Annotated in this window: 18 protein-coding genes; 9 read left to right on the top strand and 9 right to left on the bottom strand. The window is 33.9% G+C overall.

The window, feature by feature from the left end:
• Positions 1 to 22 precede the first annotated feature (22 nt).
• A complete protein-coding gene (locus AC3ITQ_RS13450) occupies positions 23 to 343 on the top strand; it encodes a YbaB/EbfC family nucleoid-associated protein (RefSeq protein WP_026982166.1) in 321 nt (106 codons plus the stop codon).
• 97 nt (positions 344 to 440) lie between these two features.
• On the opposite strand, the gene AC3ITQ_RS13445 is transcribed toward AC3ITQ_RS13450, so the two are convergent.
• Entirely contained in the window at positions 441 to 1,460 is a 1,020-nt protein-coding gene (locus tag AC3ITQ_RS13445) for a threonine aldolase family protein (RefSeq protein WP_489234718.1), read from the bottom strand.
• 151 nt (positions 1,461 to 1,611) lie between these two features.
• Between AC3ITQ_RS13445 and prfB the strand changes: the two genes are divergently transcribed.
• The 8 genes from prfB to hemN all read left to right on the top strand — a co-directional run bounded on the left by prfB (position 1,612) and on the right by hemN (position 9,449).
• Positions 1,612 to 2,710, top strand: a protein-coding gene (prfB, locus tag AC3ITQ_RS13440; protein WP_139256999.1) for a peptide chain release factor 2 whose coding sequence is annotated in 2 segments (ribosomal slippage) — positions 1,612 to 1,674 and positions 1,676 to 2,710 — 1,098 coding nt in all. Because the reading frame shifts where the segments join, the coding sequence is not laid out codon by codon here.
• Positions 2,711 to 2,780: 70 nt separating this feature from the next.
• Positions 2,781 to 3,227, top strand: a complete 447-nt coding sequence (gene msrB / locus AC3ITQ_RS13435) for a peptide-methionine (R)-S-oxide reductase MsrB (protein WP_489234717.1) — start codon at positions 2,781 to 2,783, stop codon at positions 3,225 to 3,227.
• Between the two features lie 340 nt (positions 3,228 to 3,567).
• Entirely contained in the window at positions 3,568 to 4,566 is a 999-nt protein-coding gene (lpxD, locus tag AC3ITQ_RS13430; RefSeq protein WP_489234716.1) for a UDP-3-O-(3-hydroxymyristoyl)glucosamine N-acyltransferase, read from the top strand.
• A gap of 168 nt (positions 4,567 to 4,734) precedes the next feature.
• Positions 4,735 to 6,363, top strand: coding sequence for an acyl-CoA carboxylase subunit beta (locus AC3ITQ_RS13425; RefSeq protein ID WP_489234715.1), 1,629 nt, complete (start codon positions 4,735 to 4,737; stop codon positions 6,361 to 6,363).
• Positions 6,364 to 6,486: 123 nt separating this feature from the next.
• Positions 6,487 to 6,909, top strand: coding sequence for a DoxX family protein (locus tag AC3ITQ_RS13420; protein ID WP_489234714.1), 423 nt, complete (start codon positions 6,487 to 6,489; stop codon positions 6,907 to 6,909).
• A 121-nt stretch (positions 6,910 to 7,030) separates the two neighbouring features.
• Complete coding sequence (locus AC3ITQ_RS13415) at positions 7,031 to 7,378, top strand: hypothetical protein (protein WP_489234713.1); 348 nt, start codon at positions 7,031 to 7,033, stop codon at positions 7,376 to 7,378.
• A gap of 109 nt (positions 7,379 to 7,487) precedes the next feature.
• Positions 7,488 to 7,958, top strand: coding sequence for a hypothetical protein (locus AC3ITQ_RS13410; protein WP_489234712.1), 471 nt, complete (start codon positions 7,488 to 7,490; stop codon positions 7,956 to 7,958).
• A gap of 126 nt (positions 7,959 to 8,084) precedes the next feature.
• Positions 8,085 to 9,449 (top strand): oxygen-independent coproporphyrinogen III oxidase, encoded by a 1,365-nt coding sequence (hemN, locus tag AC3ITQ_RS13405; RefSeq protein WP_489234711.1) that lies wholly within the window; start codon positions 8,085 to 8,087, stop codon positions 9,447 to 9,449.
• On the opposite strand, the gene AC3ITQ_RS13400 is transcribed toward hemN, so the two are convergent.
• From AC3ITQ_RS13400 to AC3ITQ_RS13365, 8 genes are all read right to left on the bottom strand, one after another.
• Positions 9,446 to 10,147, bottom strand: coding sequence for a sulfite exporter TauE/SafE family protein (locus AC3ITQ_RS13400; protein ID WP_489234710.1), 702 nt, complete (start codon positions 10,145 to 10,147; stop codon positions 9,446 to 9,448). The two genes, hemN and AC3ITQ_RS13400, sit on opposite strands and share 4 nt — an antisense overlap.
• Positions 10,148 to 10,153: 6 nt before the next feature.
• Positions 10,154 to 10,603 (bottom strand): FixH family protein, encoded by a 450-nt coding sequence (locus AC3ITQ_RS13395; RefSeq protein WP_489234709.1) that lies wholly within the window; start codon positions 10,601 to 10,603, stop codon positions 10,154 to 10,156.
• 13 nt (positions 10,604 to 10,616) lie between these two features.
• Positions 10,617 to 12,035, bottom strand: coding sequence for a cytochrome c oxidase accessory protein CcoG (ccoG, locus tag AC3ITQ_RS13390; RefSeq protein WP_489234708.1), 1,419 nt, complete (start codon positions 12,033 to 12,035; stop codon positions 10,617 to 10,619).
• A gap of 5 nt (positions 12,036 to 12,040) precedes the next feature.
• A complete protein-coding gene (locus AC3ITQ_RS13385) occupies positions 12,041 to 12,979 on the bottom strand; it encodes a cbb3-type cytochrome c oxidase N-terminal domain-containing protein (protein WP_489234707.1) in 939 nt (312 codons plus the stop codon).
• A 1-nt stretch (position 12,980) separates the two neighbouring features.
• Positions 12,981 to 13,175, bottom strand: a complete 195-nt coding sequence (locus AC3ITQ_RS13380) for a CcoQ/FixQ family Cbb3-type cytochrome c oxidase assembly chaperone (protein WP_489234706.1) — start codon at positions 13,173 to 13,175, stop codon at positions 12,981 to 12,983.
• 4 nt (positions 13,176 to 13,179) lie between these two features.
• Positions 13,180 to 15,369: a cytochrome-c oxidase, cbb3-type subunit I gene (ccoN, locus tag AC3ITQ_RS13375; protein WP_489234705.1), complete on the bottom strand. Its 2,190-nt coding sequence runs from the start codon at positions 15,367 to 15,369 to the stop codon at positions 13,180 to 13,182.
• 2 nt (positions 15,370 to 15,371) lie between these two features.
• Positions 15,372 to 15,563 carry a cbb3-type cytochrome oxidase assembly protein CcoS gene (gene ccoS / locus AC3ITQ_RS13370; protein ID WP_072971260.1) on the bottom strand — a complete coding sequence of 64 codons (192 nt, stop codon included), beginning with the start codon at positions 15,561 to 15,563 and terminating at the stop codon, positions 15,372 to 15,374.
• Between the two features lie 109 nt (positions 15,564 to 15,672).
• A complete protein-coding gene (locus tag AC3ITQ_RS13365; protein WP_489234704.1) occupies positions 15,673 to 18,066 on the bottom strand; it encodes a heavy metal translocating P-type ATPase in 2,394 nt (797 codons plus the stop codon).
• Between the last annotated feature and the right edge of the window lie 121 nt (positions 18,067 to 18,187).

Below are 18,187 nucleotides of genomic sequence, written 5' to 3'. Positions count from 1 at the left end.
AAATAATTTAAAAATCAACAAAATGGATTTAATGGGAATGATGGGTAAGCTTAAAGAAACCCAACAAAAAATTGAAGATACAAAAAAGCGTTTAGATACTGTTTTAATTGATGAACAAAGCGCTGACGGATTATTGAAAGTGACGTTAACTGCTAATAGAAAAGTTACATCAATCTCTATTGATGACTCTTTATTAGAAGATAAAGAACAACTGGAAGATTACTTAATTGTAACATTAAATAAAGCTATCGAAAAAGCAACAAACGTAAACGAAAGAGAATTGGATGCCGTTGCAAAAATGGATATGCCAATGATTCCTGGGATGGACAATCTTTTTAAATAAGATTCAAAGGTTTAAAAAAGATTCACAGGGACAAAGTTTTTTTTCTAATGCGAATAAAACCTTTGTCCCTTTGAACCTTTGCTTCTTTGCACCTCTTCTAAAACTTTTGAAGCGTTTCAATTACATAAGTATGCATAACTTCTTTATAATCTAAATGCGTTACAATTCGGAGTTTGTTATGTCCAAGTGCACTGATTAAAATATTTTTCTGCTTTAATTTCTCTATTAAAAGCTGATCGCTGTACCCTTCAGCTAAAGAAAAAATCAAAATATTAGTTTCTACTGGTTCAATTGCCGCAATCCAGGACTTCGTGCTTAAAACGGCAGCAATCTCTTTGGCTCTTCGATGATCTTCAGCCAATCTTTCAATATTATGTGCCAAAGCATATAATCCTGCTGCTGCTAGATAACCAACCTGACGCATTCCTCCCCCTAGTATCTTTCTGATTCTCAACGCTCTACGGATATCAGCTTTACTTCCTAATAATATAGATCCTATTGGAGCACCTAATCCTTTTGATAAACAAACTGAAATAGTATCGAAAATAGCCCCAAATTCTTTCGGGTTTTGCCTTTTAGCAACTAAGGCATTCCAAATTCGGGCTCCATCTAAATGGAATTTCAAACTATTAGCATCACAAACTTTTTTTATTTCTCTTAAATCTTCTAATTCGTAACAAGCTCCACCTCCCTTATTGGTTGTGTTTTCTACACAAACCAAACTCGTTAACGGACTATGATAAAATTCAGGGTCATTAATTGCTGCAGCAACCTGAGTTGCATTTATCATCCCTCTGTCTCCGTCTAACAAACAACAAGAAACGCCGCTGTTAAAGGAAACTCCTCCTCCTTCATAATGATAGACGTGTGCATATTTATCAGCAATCAACTGTTCGCCAGGCTGTGTGTGTAATTTAATTGCGGTTTGGTTTGCCATAGTTCCAGAAGGAAAAAACAGTCCCGCTTCCATACCAAAAAATTCAGCTACTCTGGCCTCTAATTCGATAACTGTTGGATCTTGTTTGTATACATCATCCCCAACCTGGGCATTGAACATATACTGCAACATTTCGTGGGTAGGCTTTGTTATGGTATCGCTAATTAAATTTATTTCCATATTCTAAAAACTATATCTTATTTTTGTGCAACAAAATTACGTATTACTGTTTGTTAATCTCGGCAAGTTTTAGTAAATTTTAACTAGCAAATTACCATACAACCAAATTAACGTAATATTTATAAAAAACATATAAAACTACTATTAATTTATGACAACTACCGAACAAATAAAAGGTATTGTGGAGCGCCTTGGTGCGTTGAGGAGGTATCTTTGACGTTGATGCCAAACTAATTGAAATTGCCAACGAGGAAGAAAAAACCTTTGCTCCCGACTTTTGGAACAATGCTAAAGAAGCCGAAGTCATTGTAAAAAACCTTCGAAACAAAAAAAAGTGGATCGAAGATTACAACAAAGCCATCGAACTTACTGATGAACTTCAGCTTGCTTATGATTTTTATAAGGAAGGAGAACTTTCTGCAGAAGAATTAGACGAGCATTATAAAACAACGCAGGATCATATTGAAAACATCGAGTTCAAAAACATGCTTTCTGATGAAGGTGATAGTTTAAGTGCTGTTGTTCAAATTACTGCCGGAGCCGGTGGAACCGAAAGTTGTGACTGGGCCGGAATGCTAATGCGTATGTATATGATGTGGGGCGAAAGCTATGGCTACAAAATAAAAGAATTAAACTTTCAGGAAGGCGAGGTTGCCGGTATTAAAACCGTAACTTTAGAGTTTGAAGGAGATTATTCTTTTGGTTACTTAAAAGGAGAAAACGGAGTACATCGTTTGGTTCGAATTTCACCTTTTGACAGTAATGCAAAACGCCATACTTCGTTTGTATCGGTTTATGTTTATCCACTTGTTGATGACAGTATCGAAATTGACATTAATCCTGCTGATATCGAGATTACAACTTCACGCTCTAGTGGTGCCGGAGGACAAAACGTAAATAAGGTAGAGACTAAAGTACAATTGGTGCACAAACCAACCGGAATTCAGATTCAGTGTTCTGAGACACGATCGCAACAAGACAATAGACAGCGTGCCATGCAAATGTTGCGTTCTCAATTGTATGAAATCGAGTTGAAGAAACAGCAAGCACAACGCGCTGATATCGAAGCCGGAAAAATGAAAATCGAATGGGGTTCGCAAATCCGTAATTATGTTATGCAACCTTATAAATTAGTTAAAGATGTTCGTACCGGTTATGAAACCAGCGATGTTGATGGCGTAATGAACGGGAATATTGACCCATTCTTAAAAGCATTTTTAATGATGATGGGACAAAAGGAAGAGGAATAATTAAAGTATTCAGTCGCAGTTTTTAGTAACAGTGACTAAAAACTTGAAACCTGAAACTAAAAGATAAGTTATGATAAAGTGGGCAGATATTATTCGCTATACAAATAAAGGAAATCCAACTCCTGAAAAAAGAGTGGAAAAAACAGAAGACGAATGGAAACAGATCTTAACTCCTGAAGAATATCAGGTAACACGCTTAAAAGGTACCGAAAGATCTTTTAGCTCTGAGCTTTGCAGTTTATTTGATCCTGGAATCTACGAATGTAAATGTTGTGGTACTTTACTTTTTGATGCTTCAGAAAAATTTGAATCGGGAACAGGCTGGCCTTCATTTACACAACCAATCAAAGAAAATGCTATTGCCTATCATGCTGATAAATCATACGGAATGATACGGGTTGAAGTGGTTTGCAATACCTGTGATGCACATCTCGGCCACGTTTTTCCTGATGGACCAGAACCAAGCGGATTAAGATATTGTATTAATGCCATTTCGTTATCCAAAATAAAAGAATAAAATTCATAAAAGCGATTCCTTTAAAAGAATCGCTTTCTTATTTTCGATAAGAAAACAATTAACAAAAAAAGTGTAAGCCACTACTTATCAATACAATAAATAAAATTTATAATAAGAAAAATTACTTTTTCTAACTCATTCTCATTGAAAAAGTCAATTATACCACATCCTCAGCAAATTAGAATAGTTTCAACAAATTAATACCTAAAGTGTTAATTTTGTAATATTTAAACTATTATTTTAAATATATTTCAATAAACACAAAAAAAATATTAGGTAATTAGAATCTAATTGATTTTATTTGGCAAAAATTAACCCCTAAATCAATTAAATTCATTAAATGAAATCCTATTCAATTCAAGAAATTAACGAAGTGATCAATGGCGTAATTTACGGCACTACTTCTCAAAGTATAACTGCAACAGAGCAATTAGAAAAAGCAACAACTTCAGAAATTTCGTTTATAGGAAACAAAAAATATGAAAAATACTGGTCGGCTTCAAATGCATCTATTGCGGTTGTTAATGAAGATATTTCAATCGAACCGGGAGAAAACCGTGCTTTTATTAAAGTAAAAAATGCTGATTTGGCTATGTCTCAAATTTTAGCTCTTTTTGCTCCTCCTACGCCAGTTTTTCATACCAATATTCACAAAACGGCAACAGTTGATGAAACTGCTATTATTGGCGAAGGAGCCAGAATTGGTGCCGGATGTTATATTGGGCCAAAAGTAGAAATCGGTGCAAATGCAACTATCTACCCAAATGTGACTATTTTAGATGAATGTACTATCGGAAAAAATACGGTTATCTGGTCAGGAACGGTTGTTCGTGAGCGTTGTCATATTGGAAGCGATTGTATTATCCATCCAAATGCAACTATTGGTGCAGACGGTTTTGGATTTCGTCCTTGTAAAGAAAAAGGCTTAGTGAAAATTCCACAAATCGGAAACGTAATTATCGGAAACGGAGTTGAAATTGGCGCAAACACTTGTGTTGACCGAGGTAAATTCAGTTCTACAATACTTGGAGATGGCTGTAAAATTGATAATTTAGTTCAAATTGGCCATAACAGTACTTTAGGTAAATTTTGTATTATGGCTGGAAACAGTGGCCTTGCAGGTTCTGTAACATTAGGGAATGGCGTTATAATTGGTGGAAGTGCTTCTATAAAAGATCATACTACTATTGGTGACGGTGCTATTGTTGGAGCAGGTTCAGGTGTAACTTGCGATATTCCTGCAGGAAAAACAATGTTAGGATATCCTGCTGTGGAAGCTCGTGATGCATTAAAACAATGGGCAATCTTAAAACGAATGGTTTGCGATTCTAAAAAATAAAGCAAACTCAATACTATACAAAACCAGAAGCTATCTTCTGGTTTTTCTTTTTATAAGCCATTTTGAAATAATAAAAAACTTAGCTTTAAAGATAGTTTGAATATTCTGGTTATTTTCAATTGATTTTGTAAATTAGCCAACAGTATTTTGTAAAAACATCAATTTCTTATGGATTTAAACTTCAATAAAAACGAAGATCACAATAAACTATTACTTTCTGAATTAAAACAAAAATTTGCCAAAGTAAAATTAGGCGGAGGCGAAAAACGTATTCAAAAACTTCATGCCGAAGGTAAAATGACAGCGCGCGAGCGTATTGATTATTTATTAGATGAAAATTCTAAAAGTATAGAAATAGGCGGTTTTGTTGGTGAAGGAATGTATGCTGAGCATGGTGGATGCCCTTCTGGTGGAGTTGTGATAAAAATAGGATATGTAAGAGGCAAACAATGTATTGTTGTCGCTAATGATGCTACTGTAAAAGCGGGAGCCTGGTTCCCTATCACAGGAAAGAAAAATCTGCGCGCACAGGAAATTGCCATGGAAAACAGATTGCCAATTATCTATTTAGTGGACAGTGCAGGTGTTTATTTGCCGTTGCAAGATGAAATTTTTCCAGACAAAGAACATTTCGGAAGAATCTTTAGAAATAATGCCCAAATGAGCAGCATGGGAATTACTCAAATTGCAGCCGTTATGGGAAGTTGTGTTGCCGGAGGAGCTTATCTGCCTATTATGAGTGATGAAGCTTTAATTGTTGACAAAACCGGAAGTATTTTCCTTGCCGGAAGTTATTTGGTAAAAGCTGCTATTGGCGAAACTATAGATAACGAAACTTTAGGAGGAGCTACAACTCATTGTGAAATTTCAGGAGTTACAGATTATAAGGCAAAAGACGATAAAGATGCTTTAGATAAAATAAAAAATATCGTAGATAAAATTGGCGATTTTGATAAAGCCGGATACAGCCGAATTAAAGCTGAAAAACCTGCTTTAGAACCAAAAGATATTTACGGAATTCTACCAAAGGCCCGAAACGAACAATATGACATGATGGAAATTATCAATCGTTTAGTTGATAATTCCGAATTTGAAGCATACAAAGATGGTTATGGTCAAACCATAATTACAGGTTACGCGAGAATTGATGGCTGGGCAGTAGGAATTGTGGCCAACCAAAGAAAAGTAGTAAAGACCAAAAAAGGCGAAATGCAGTTTGGTGGTGTTATCTATTCTGACAGTGCTGATAAAGCAACTCGTTTTATTGCAAACTGCAATCAAAAGAAAATTCCTTTAGTTTTTTTACAAGATGTTACCGGCTTTATGGTAGGATCAAAATCTGAGCATGGCGGAATCATTAAAGATGGCGCTAAAATGGTAAATGCAGTTAGTAATTCTGTAGTGCCAAAATTCACTGTCATCGTCGGTAATTCTTATGGAGCAGGAAATTATGCAATGTGCGGAAAAGCGTATGATCCAAGACTTATTTTTGCATGGCCAAGTGCCGAACTTGCTGTAATGGGTGGAACGCAGGCTGCGAAAGTATTAGCTCAAATAGAAGCATCATCTCTTAAAGCAAAAGGAGAAATCATAGATGAGGCCAAGGAAACGGAGCTATTTAACAAAATAAAAGCGCGTTACGACGAACAAACTTCACCCTATTATGCTGCCTCAAGATTATGGACAGATGCCATTATTGATCCTTTAGATACCCGTACGTGGATTTCGATGGGTATTGAAGCAGCAAATCATGCTCCAATTAAAAAAGCATTCAATTTAGGCGTTATTCAGGTGTAGTGTCATTTAGGAATTCTCAAAATACATTAAATTAAAAGTAAAAAACTTATTTCCAGCTACTTAAAAATAAATATATCACTAAAAATTAGTAACTTAGTATATTATTTTAAATCACGTAGTATCATGGAAAATGTAAAAAGTTTGAATAAATGGGCAAATTCGCACACTTATTTACCCGTAGATTTAGTACGTATTGTGTTGGGTGTTTTTTTATTTATGAAAGGAGTTTCATTTGTAACCAATGCTCAATATTTACATGATTTAATTTCTCCCATTGATCAATATGGAGGCGGAATGTTTCTTTTGCATTACATCGCACCAGCCCACATGATTGGAGGAATAATGATTGTTTTTGGGTTACTGACCCGCTGGGCAATTGCAGCCCAATTACCTATACTTTTTGGTGCAATCCTTGTAAATTTTATGGGACGTATGCATTCTGAAAGTTTGATCTTAGCAATAGTTGTACTATTACTTTGTATCTTTTTCTTATTTTATGGAGGAGGAAAACACTCCGCTGATTATTATTTCAAAATGCAGCAATAATATAGCTTTTATCCTCAACTTATCTCAATAAAAGTTGAGGATAAAAAAATAAAGCTGGTTTTAAGAAGTAATTAGCATTCTAAATTTCTTTAATTGTGTTTTATGAACTAAATTCGCAAACATGAATTGGATTCGTAAAACTGTTATTTTTGCATCACTTTTGATCCTTGCCTTTTTTGCATCGCAAGAAAGCAATGTCGTTATGCAAAAAATCGAAAGTCAAAAAACAGATTCCAATTTCTCTAAAGATTACGCCGATTCACTGGCTTTTATACAGCCGCAGGCAAGTTATCAGTTTGCTGCAAATATTAAGACAAACCATCCTGCTATCATTAAATGGTTTGATTCTTTACTTGTAGTTATTCCACAGCATCAAGTTGTTAAAACAGCATCTAACTTTGCAAATCAATTCTCTACTCAGAGTAAAAAAGTCTTATTACTGCTCTACCCTTTCCATTTTTTTTGGTAGATAAATACATTGACATTTAGTTAGAAGAATTTATTTCTTCTCAAACAATCGAAACGTTTTCTTTCTGAAAACAGTTTACTATTTCATATTATTTATCAAATTCAAAAACATGGAAACAAGTGTAACCATTATTGGTATTGTGATTGCAATCATAGTAGCCATTCCGGTATATTTTTCTGCAAGAACGAGCGCTGCAAACAAATCAAAAATTCTCAATATTAAAAAGAAATTTAATCCTACTCATCCGGAAGATTTTGATTTAACCGAGTCACAAAGCAACAAAACGCTGACTATAGACCAAAAGCATAGAAGATTCATTTTAATGAATTTTAATCCAAATCAGCAAGAATCGACATTTGTTGATTTAAAATCAGTTTCATCCTGTAAATTAATTTTGACTACCGATGGAAATTCGGATACTATTCTCAAAATTGATTTTGAATTTCAGGAAAGAGAAACTTCTAAAAAAATTACGATTCCATTCTATGATTTTGACGACGATCGCATCAAACAAATTAGCGCGTACCAAGATCATATGTTTGCAAAAAAATGGCTTAAAATCATTCAGGATTCTATTTAGTGTTAGTTATTTAATTCAGGGAAGAGGCTCATTTGAGTCTCTTTTTTTTTATGCCTTCAAGTATGACATTTATCATTTTATATACAGGTATGAAGAAGTAATTTTGATAATCCAAAATACTTTTTTATGAAAATTTCACTGATTCAGAAGTACAATGTTCCAGGTCCAAGATACACTAGCTATCCAACAGTTCCCTATTGGAATGAAGCCGAATTTTCAGAACAAAAATGGAAAGCATCCTTTCAAAAAGCCTTCTCAGAAAGCAATTCTCAAAACGGAATCAGTTTATATATTCATCTCCCTTTTTGCGAGAGCATGTGTACCTTTTGCGGTTGCAATAAAAGGATAACCAAAAATCATTCTGTAGAGGAAGACTATATAAAGGCACTCTTAAAAGAATGGAGCTTATACTGCAAATTGTTACCTGAAAAACCTTTTATTAAAGAAATACATTTAGGTGGCGGAACTCCAACATTTTTCTCAAAAAACAACCTGGAACATCTTATCAATGGCATTTTTACTTTCGCCAATAAAGCAAATAAACATGAATTTAGTTTTGAAGGACATCCTAACAATACTACCTACGAACAACTTCAAAAATTATATGATTTGGGCTTTCGCCGAGTAAGTTTTGGTGTTCAGGATTACGCAGAAAAAGTGCAGAAAGCAATTCATCGAATTCAACCTTTTCATAATGTAGCAAAAGTAACTTTTTGGGCTAAAGAAATTGGGTATACCTCTATCGGTCATGATATAATATTTGGCCTTCCATTTCAAACTATCGAAGATGTTGTTGATACTGTCGAAAAAACAAATTCCTTAAAACCAGACCGACTAGCCTTTTATAGCTATGCACACGTGCCCTGGATTAAAGGAAATGGACAACGCGGATTCAACGAAGAGAATCTTCCAAAAGACGCTGAAAAAAGAAAACTTTACGAAATTGGAAAAAAACTGCTTTCTAAAAACGGTTATCACGAAATTGGAATGGATCATTTTGCCTTAGAATCTGATAGTTTATACAAAGCATCTAAAAACAAAGGTTTACATAGAAATTTTATGGGCTATAGTGCTTCAAAAACACAACTAATGATTGGTTTAGGAGTTTCCTCTATTAGTGATAGCTGGTACAGTTTTGCACAAAATACCAAAAACTTAGAAGATTATTACCAATTATTAGAATGGGATAAATTGCCTATTGTAAAGGGACACATTCTAAATGAGGAAGATTTGATTATCCGAAAACACATTCTAAACTTAACTTGCGAATTTGAAACTTCATGGGCAAAAGAAAGTCTTTATTTTGATGATCTTGGAAATGTAATTTCTGATTTAAGAGAGCTGGAAAAAGATAACTTGATTGTAATTGACGAAAATAAAATTACAATTACAGAAGCAGGAAAACCATTTGTCCGAAATATATGTATGGCTTTTGATTTACATCTGAAAAGAAAATCACCGGAAACAAATCTCTTTTCAATGACCGTTTAATGGCAATTAGGAGTTCCCTGAACAAACAAACTCATGTTAGAAGGAGAAACGTAAGGAATTCCTAAACCTAAGCCTCTAAGGATAAATAAAACTCCAATAATGACGGTAACATACGGAATAGCTTTTTGAATTTTATTTCGAAAGGGTAATTTTATTAAAGTATGAATGTAAACTACAATAGTCATTAATGGCATAGTTCCTAATCCGAACAATAACATATACAAAACACCAAAACCAGCACTCTGCATAGCGATTGCTCCAAATAAAGCAACGTAAACCATTCCGCATGGCAAAAACCCATTTAATAATCCAATTGTAAAAAGAGATTTATAACTTCTATTTTTAAATTGATTTCCCAAACTTGATTTAATTTTTGAAATGATTTTATAAACAGGTTTTGAAAAATTATATCTCGAAAAAATTTTCTCCGGAATCAAAACAACTATTATCATCGCCACGCCAATAAAAATTGACATATTTTGTTGCAGTCCGGCCAGAAAAAAACCTCTTCCTAATAATCCAAAAATCAATCCGATTGTTGCATAAGCAGTTAATCGGCCTAAATGATAAGTCACAATTTGAGTGACTTTTTTAGCTTCATTCTGATGATCTACAGGCAACATCATAGCTATTGGACCGCACATTCCAATACAATGCAAACTACTGATTAAACCTAATATAAATGCAGAATATAACATGTGTACTTAATTTACGTAAATAACCTCTTTAGTTAAATACTTTGTTCCGTTATACTGCCATTCCATATTAACATCCCAACGGCCTTTTACCAATTTATCTTTTGGAATTAGCAATGCTGAGTTAATTACCGCTATTTGAGTATTAAAATCAAACTTCTTATTTGAAGGACGATACAACAAAATATTTCCTTTTATTTTATCATTTTCAAAGTTCGCAGGAAAAGAAACTTTTAAGCCTTCCTCACTAAACACAATTGAAGGTTTTTGCTGCAAATCGTGCGCATTTTGAATACGCGCCATTTCCTCCTGAAAGTGTGAATCATGTTTATAATATTCTTCAACAACTAAATCATTGTCATATTTACTGTTAGATTGTACCTCGAATACAAAGTATAATATAAAAGACATGAATAGTGCAAACGCAATGACAATTCCGGTTCCCCAATTTATTTTCATGGTGGTATTATTTTTAATTAAAACTTCGTGGACCTAAAAAATTTGTTGTAGTAGTTTCAAGCAATTCCTTGCCATTGTAAACGCCAATTTTAACTGTGGTTTTATCGCTTTCCAAAAGCACTTCATTAATTTCTATAAATAAAGTTCCTTGAGAAATACCTTCTTTTTGAATTTTAAAATGTTCTTTTCCAACATTTTTAATTTCACCTTTCTGGTCAATCAATTCAAAGTGAATGTCATTATAATCCTTCATTGTTTTGTTTACAATTTTATAAGTATAAACATTACTTATCTTATCTCCCTTATGCTGAAATAATTGACCTGGCAAACGCAGAATAATAGCTTCAACATTAGTCCGTAAAAATAACATACCAACAAAAACACTTAATAATATGAATAAGACAGCTGTATAACCTTTCATTCTGGCTGTAAATTTGAAAGGCTCTTTCTTAGCTATTTCATCTTCAGAAGCATAACGAATAAGACCTTTAGGCAAACCTACTGTTTCCATTATGGTGTCGCATTCATCAATACAAGCGGTGCAATTGGTGCATTCTAACTGCGTTCCGTTTCTAATGTCAATTCCCATTGGACAGACATGAACACATTGATGGCAATCAATACAATCTCCTTTTCCTGTTATGGCTCTATCTTCTTTTTTATTATACTTGGCACGTCCTTCTTCCTTTTCTCCGCGGACAAAATCGTAAGCGACATTAATAGATTTATTATCTAAAAGTACACCTTGTAATCTGCCATAAGGACAAGCTATTATACAAACCTGTTCCCTGAACCAAACAAAAACAAAATAGAAAACACTAGTAAAAATCAGAAGTGCTATAAAATTGCTGGACTGCTTAACTGGTCCTTCTTCAATCATTAAAAACAATGCATCACTACCAACTAAATACGCTAAAAAGACATTAGCTATACCAAAAGAAATCAGAAAAAAGATGGTCCATTTAATAAGTCTTTTTCGGATTTTCTCAGCATTCCATTCCTGACGCGCTAAACGTGATTGTGCACCACGGTCGCCATCTATCCAATATTCAATTCTGCGAAAAACCATTTCTAAAAAAATAGTCTGGGGGCAAATCCAACCACAAAATATTCGACCGAAGACAACAGTAAATAAAATCACAAAAACAACACCGACAAGCATTGATATTACAAAAAGATAAAAGTCCTGTGGCCAAAAAGGGAACCCAAAAATATTAAAACGACGTTCCAAAACATTGAACATCATAAATTGGTTGCCATTTACTTTTATAAACGGATTTGCAATTAAAATGGCCAATAAAACATAACTGACAATTTTTCGATAATCATAGAACTTACCAGACGGCTTCTTAGGAAAAATAAATTTTCGATTACCGCCTTCATCAATAGTTCCAATGGTATCTCTAAAAGCTTCGTCTGGTAAATTTGACATGATTCTTATTTTTTAACTTCTGTACTATCTGTTGTTTTAATTGTGGCATCTTTTTTAGGAGCACTTTCATCTATCCAAATTTCTCCTTCCGGAGCTTTTGGATCTTTAGGATTGCTTCCCTGCAAAGACAAAATATAACTGGCTACCTTTTGAATTTCTTTTGGTTTCATTCCATTGGTTTTCCAGGAAACCATTCCTTTACCATCACGTCCACCATTCGTTATCGTATGAAAAATTTCTTTAATGCCTCCACCTAAAATCCAATGAGCGTCTGTTAAATTGGGACCAATCTGTCCACCTCCATCTGCTCTGTGGCATGCAGCGCAATTCGTTGTGAAAATTTCTTTACCGGCTTCCAGACTTTCTTTATCAGTAAGCAAAACAACTGTTTTTTCGTCCATTAAATCCGGAGCAGTTTTTAAATACTCGTCCACATCAATTTTTGCCTGTGCCATTTCTTTTTTAAGCTCCATTTCCTGATCATCAGCTCCAAAAATTTCGAAACGGGCAAGATAAACAACACTGAAAATAATAGTGATGTAAAATAAATATACCCACCATGGCGGTAAATTGTTATCTAATTCTTTAATTCCGTCATAATCATGATGCAATAACAATTCTCCTTCTTTTTCAATAGGTTGCGTTTTCGTAAGCTTTTGCATTAAGTCTTTAAACCAAGTGCTTTCCTGTAAACTCAGACTATTTTCGTAATCCAATTTTGCTTTTTCTTCAGGTGTCAACAATTGGTACATGACACGATTAACAGCATTTAATGTAATTTCGATAGCAATCAAAATAAACAGAAAAACAAACAAAAAAACAGAAACCATCGGATACTTTATAAAAGCTGGCTTATCTCCAGAATCTATACAATATTCCATCAAAGCAAAACCAATGAAAAAAAACAATGGTACTCTTACATATGCCGGGAAAAACTTTTTCATCTTATTTATCTTTTGAAGTTAGACCAAGTCCTTCATTTAAAGGAATTTCACTCATTTCTTTAATTTTATCCTTTTGATAGGAGAATACCCAAAAGCCTAATCCCACAAAAAAGAAAAAGAAAATTAAGAGAGACAGAATCGGGTAAATTTCTATACCCGATATATTCTCCATATTGTGTTTTATCTGTTCAAACATGATTTTATTTTTTAGCCGTTTCTTTTACTTTAATATCTGTTCCAAGTCTTTGTATATAAGCAATAAGAGCAACAATTTCTCTTTCATTCATTGGAACAAACTTCTCCCCTTTCGCAGCTGCCTTGTTCTTACTGTCCTGATAACTTTTCACAAAATCAGGATCGTTTTCTAAACTCTTCTCTATTGTTAAAGCCTGCTTTCTCAAAGTTTTTTGAGCATTTGCAACTTCATCTGCTGTATAAGGAACACCAAGTGAAACCATAGCCTGCATTTTCTTTTGAGTCAATGAAACATCCATTGCCTTGTTATCGAATAACCATTTATAACCTGGCATAATCGAACCTGCAGAAGTACTCTGTGGATTCCAAAAGTGGTTAAAATGCCAGTTATCATTGTATTTTCCACCGACTCTTAATAAGTCCGGACCAGTACGTTTTGATCCCCATAAAAATGGGTGATCATACACAAATTCACCAGCCTTCGATTGTGGTCCATAACGTTCCACTTCGCTTCTAAACGGACGAACTGACTGAGAATGACAACCTACACAACCTTCTCTAATGTATAAATCACGTCCTTCAAGTTCTAAAGGAGAATAGGGTTTTACACTTGAAATGGTTGGAATGTTAGATTTAACCATAATCGTTGGCACAATTTGAATAACACCTCCAATTAAAATGGCAACTGTCGCCAGAATGGTTAACTGAATTGGTTTTCTTTCTAACCAGGTATGGAATTTTTCGCCATTAAGTCTATTACTGCTTATTCTCTGTAAAGCTGGAGCCTGAGCTAATTCGTCTTCAATAGTTTGACCTGCTATGACTGTCATTATAATATTGTAAACCAATGTCAACATTCCAACCAGATATAAAGTACCTCCTATTGCTCTCATCCAATACAAAGGCATGATCGCTGTAACAGTTTCAAGAAAGTTACCATAAGTTAAGGTTCCATCCGGATTAAATTGTTTCCACATTGATGCTTGTTGAAAACCTGCCACGTACATTGGTAATGCATATAAAATAATTCCTAACGTTCCAATCCAGAAGTGGAAGTTGGCTAATTTCGTTGAAAACAAAGTACTTTTTGTCATTCTTGGAATCAACCAGTAAATAATACCAAAAGACATAAATCCGTTCCACGCCAATGCTCCGACGTGTACGTGTGCAATAATCCAGTCTGTATAATGCGCTATAGCATTTACATTCTTAAAAGAAAGCATTGGACCTTCAAAAGTCGCCATCCCGTAACCGGTAATCGCCACAACAAAGAATTTTAAAACTGGTTCTTCACGAACTTTATCCCAGGCACCTCTCAACGTTAAAAGTCCGTTAATCATACCTCCCCAAGATGGAGCAATAAGCATTATTGAAAATACAACACCTAAATTCTGAGCCCAGTTTGGCAGAGCTGAATATAATAAGTGGTGAGGACCAGCCCAGATATAAATAAATATCAGAGACCAAAAGTGAATAATAGATAGTCTGTAAGAATAGATTGGACGATTTGCTACCTTAGGAATAAAATAATACATCAATCCTAAAAACGGAGTGGTTAAGAAAAATGCAACTGCATTATGACCATACCACCATTGTACCAAAGCATCCTGTACACCAGCGTAAACTGAATAACTTTTTAAAGCTGAAACAGGTAATTCAATATTGTTAAAAATATGCAGAACTGCAACCGTAACGAAAGTGGCTAAATAAAACCAAATTGCAACATACAAATGTCTTTCTCGTCTTCTCAACATCGTACCAATCATATTGATCCCCATTACTACCCAAATTAAGGCAATGGCAATATCGATTGGCCATTCTAATTCAGCATATTCTTTTGAAGAAGTATATCCTAATGGTAATGTTATTGCTGCAGCTACTATAATGAGCTGCCAGCCCCAAAAATGTAAATTACTCAAAAAGTCACTAAACATTCTGGCCTTCAACAATCGCTGAAGAGAGTAATACAGACCCGCAAAAAAAGCATTACCTACAAAGGCAAAAATAACAGCATTTGTATGTAACGGTCTTAATCGTCCGTAACTCAGCCATGAAATCCCATCAGTCATGTTGGGAAAAAGGTACATAACCGCCAGGGTCAGTCCCACTAACATACCTACTACTCCAAAAAGGATAGTGGCGTAAATGAATTTTTTTACAATTTTGTTGTCGTAATAAAACTGTTCCATTTCCATAATTATACTTGTTTTTCTTCGATTGGTGAATTATTATTCTGAGGAGTAATTTTGGTTTCATCGTCAAAAAGCATTCTGACTGAAGGCGTATAATCATCATCGTACTGCCCAGATTTGACAGCGATAATAAAAGCTATGAAGAAGCCGATTGCTACGAAAATACTAACTGAAATTAATAGATAAATTACACTCATACCTTAAATTTATGTTAACAAAATTAGTAGATTGCAGGCATTTAAAATATGATAATTATCATAGTCAAAGACTTAAGTTAAATTTAATAAAAATTTATCTACAAATTATTTATAATGATTTTAAATTATTGCTACTGAAATAGTTAGACATTAAAGTCACAAAACTTACGATAGTAATTGTACTTAGTGGCATAATAATAGCCGCCACCAATGGCAGCAAATTACCAGTTACTGCGAAGGACAAGCCAATCACATTATATAACAGAGACAAAACAAAACTCATTTTGATGATCAAAATAGATTTTTGAGATAATTTTAAAAAGTAATCTAATCTGGAAAATTCACTGGCATCTAGTATCGCATCACACGCCGGAGAAAAAACATTGACATTTTCAGAAATAGATATCCCTACATTACTTTGCGCCAAAGCACCAGCATCATTTAAACCATCGCCAACCATCATTACATTATAACCAGTTTCCTGTAGGTTTTTAATGAATTCCAGTTTCTGCTCAGGTTTCTGACTAAAGATGAGCTCAGTACCTTTTGGCAAAATTGCTTCGAGATTAGTTCTTTCCCCATCGTTATCTCCGGAAAGCACTTTCAATTGATACTTTTTACTAAGCGTTAAGAATAACGTTGCAAGGCCATCCCTATACTGATTTTGAAAATTAAACTGTCCACAATATTCATTATCAATTTTGATATGGAGTGCTGTTTTTTCTACTTCCCCATCCTCTAAATCTGAAACACCAACAAATGCCGCTGAACCAATTTGAATCGTTGTATTCTCAATTGAAGCTAAAATTCCTTTTCCTGTTATCTCTTCAAAGTAGTTCACTTTAAGTCGTTTTGAATCGGGCAAGAAGTCATATAACATTCGGCTTAATGGGTGATTGGAAGCACGAAGTACATTCTTTATAAATATAAAATTCTTATCGGAAATAGGATTTCCTTCATAAGCAATGTTCGATTTTTTATTTGTTGTAATTGTCCCTGTTTTATCAAAAACTATAGTATCAACTTTTGCTAATTGTTCAATAACTAAAGCATTTTTAAGGTACATTTTTTGCCTGCCCATAATTCTCAAAATATTCCCGAAAGTAAACGGCGCTGTTAGTGCAAGAGCACATGGACAGGCAACGATTAATACTGCTGTAAAAACATTAAAAGCTGTATTGGCATCAATAAAAATCCAGTAACCAAATCCTGCAAAAGCAATTAATAGTAATATTGGAGTAAAATAGCGGCTAATTTTATCGGTAATTGTCTTGTGTTTCTGCTCAACATTTTTTTGAAAAATTTCATTACTCCACAACTGTGTCAAATAACTTTGTGAAACAGAATGCAATACTTCCATTTCGATCACTTTTCCAATCTGTTTTCCACCAGCAAATACCTTATCGCCTGATTTTTTAGTTATCGGAATAGCTTCTCCGGTTACAAAACTATAATCAATTTCAGCTTTTTCACTAATTAATATACCATCAACAGGAATCAATTCCTGATTTCTAATCAATAACCTATCCCCTTTTATAACATCATAAATTGCTACACTTTCTTCTGAAGTGTCCGTATTGATTTTAGTAACTGCAATAGGAAAATACGATTTAAAATCTCTTTCGAAACTTAAGAAACTGTAGGTTTTAATTTGAAACATTTTCCCTAGCAACATAAAGAAAACCAAACCTGTTAAGCTGTCAAAAAAACCTGATCCATAATTCATTACTATATCAAAAGTACTTCGGATAAACATTACGATGATTCCCAACGCAATTGGAATATCAATATTCAACATTCGCGATTTTATACTTTTGTAAGCAGAAACATAATAACCGCTGGCAGAATAAAAAAAGCTTGGCAACGCTAATAAGAATATAAGGATTCTGAAAAAAGGTTTGTAATTGTCCAGCCAAAATTCCTTGATTTCAAAATATTCAGGGAACGACAACAACATTATATTTCCAAAACAAAAAAAGGCAACTCCCAATTTATACGTTAAACTTCTGTCTACATTATTTTTCCCTGCTTCATAATTCTCTAAACTTATATAAGGTTCATATCCAATGGAATTTAGCAGATAAGCAATAGATTTGAGTGAAACCTGATCAGAATCAAAGGTAATTCGAACTCTCTTTTCCGGAAAATTAACTTGTGAAATACTGATGCCTTTTTGAATTCTGTTTAGATTTTCGAGGATCCAAATACAAGAACTACAGTGTATGTGTGGTATATTTAAAGAAACTATTGAAGTATTTCCTTCCTGAAATTCTAAAACTTTTGAAAGAATGGCTTCATTCTCTAAAAAATCATATTTACCCTGAATGTCTTGAGGATGAGCGCCAGGAGATTTTTCAAAATCATAGTAACAAGTCAAATCATGAAGACTGAAAATTTCGTAAACCGTTTTACATCCATTACAGCAAAACTTTTTTTCATCAAAATTGATTTCCTCATTTTTGGCAATGGTTAACCCGCAATGAAAACAACCTTGCTCACTCATAATTTGTTTTTTTAACTTATGCAAAGTTTATAAATTAATAAAGATTATAAATATGACATTTATCACCTTTTAATAAATTATGATTCTAATTTAAGAAATAAAAAAAGGCAAATAGCACTCG

The sequence above is a fragment of the Flavobacterium sp. KH_001 genome, from assembly GCF_057840745.1.
Note: the sequence above shows the minus strand (reverse complement) of the source record. Positions and strands in the feature narration are given on the sequence as shown.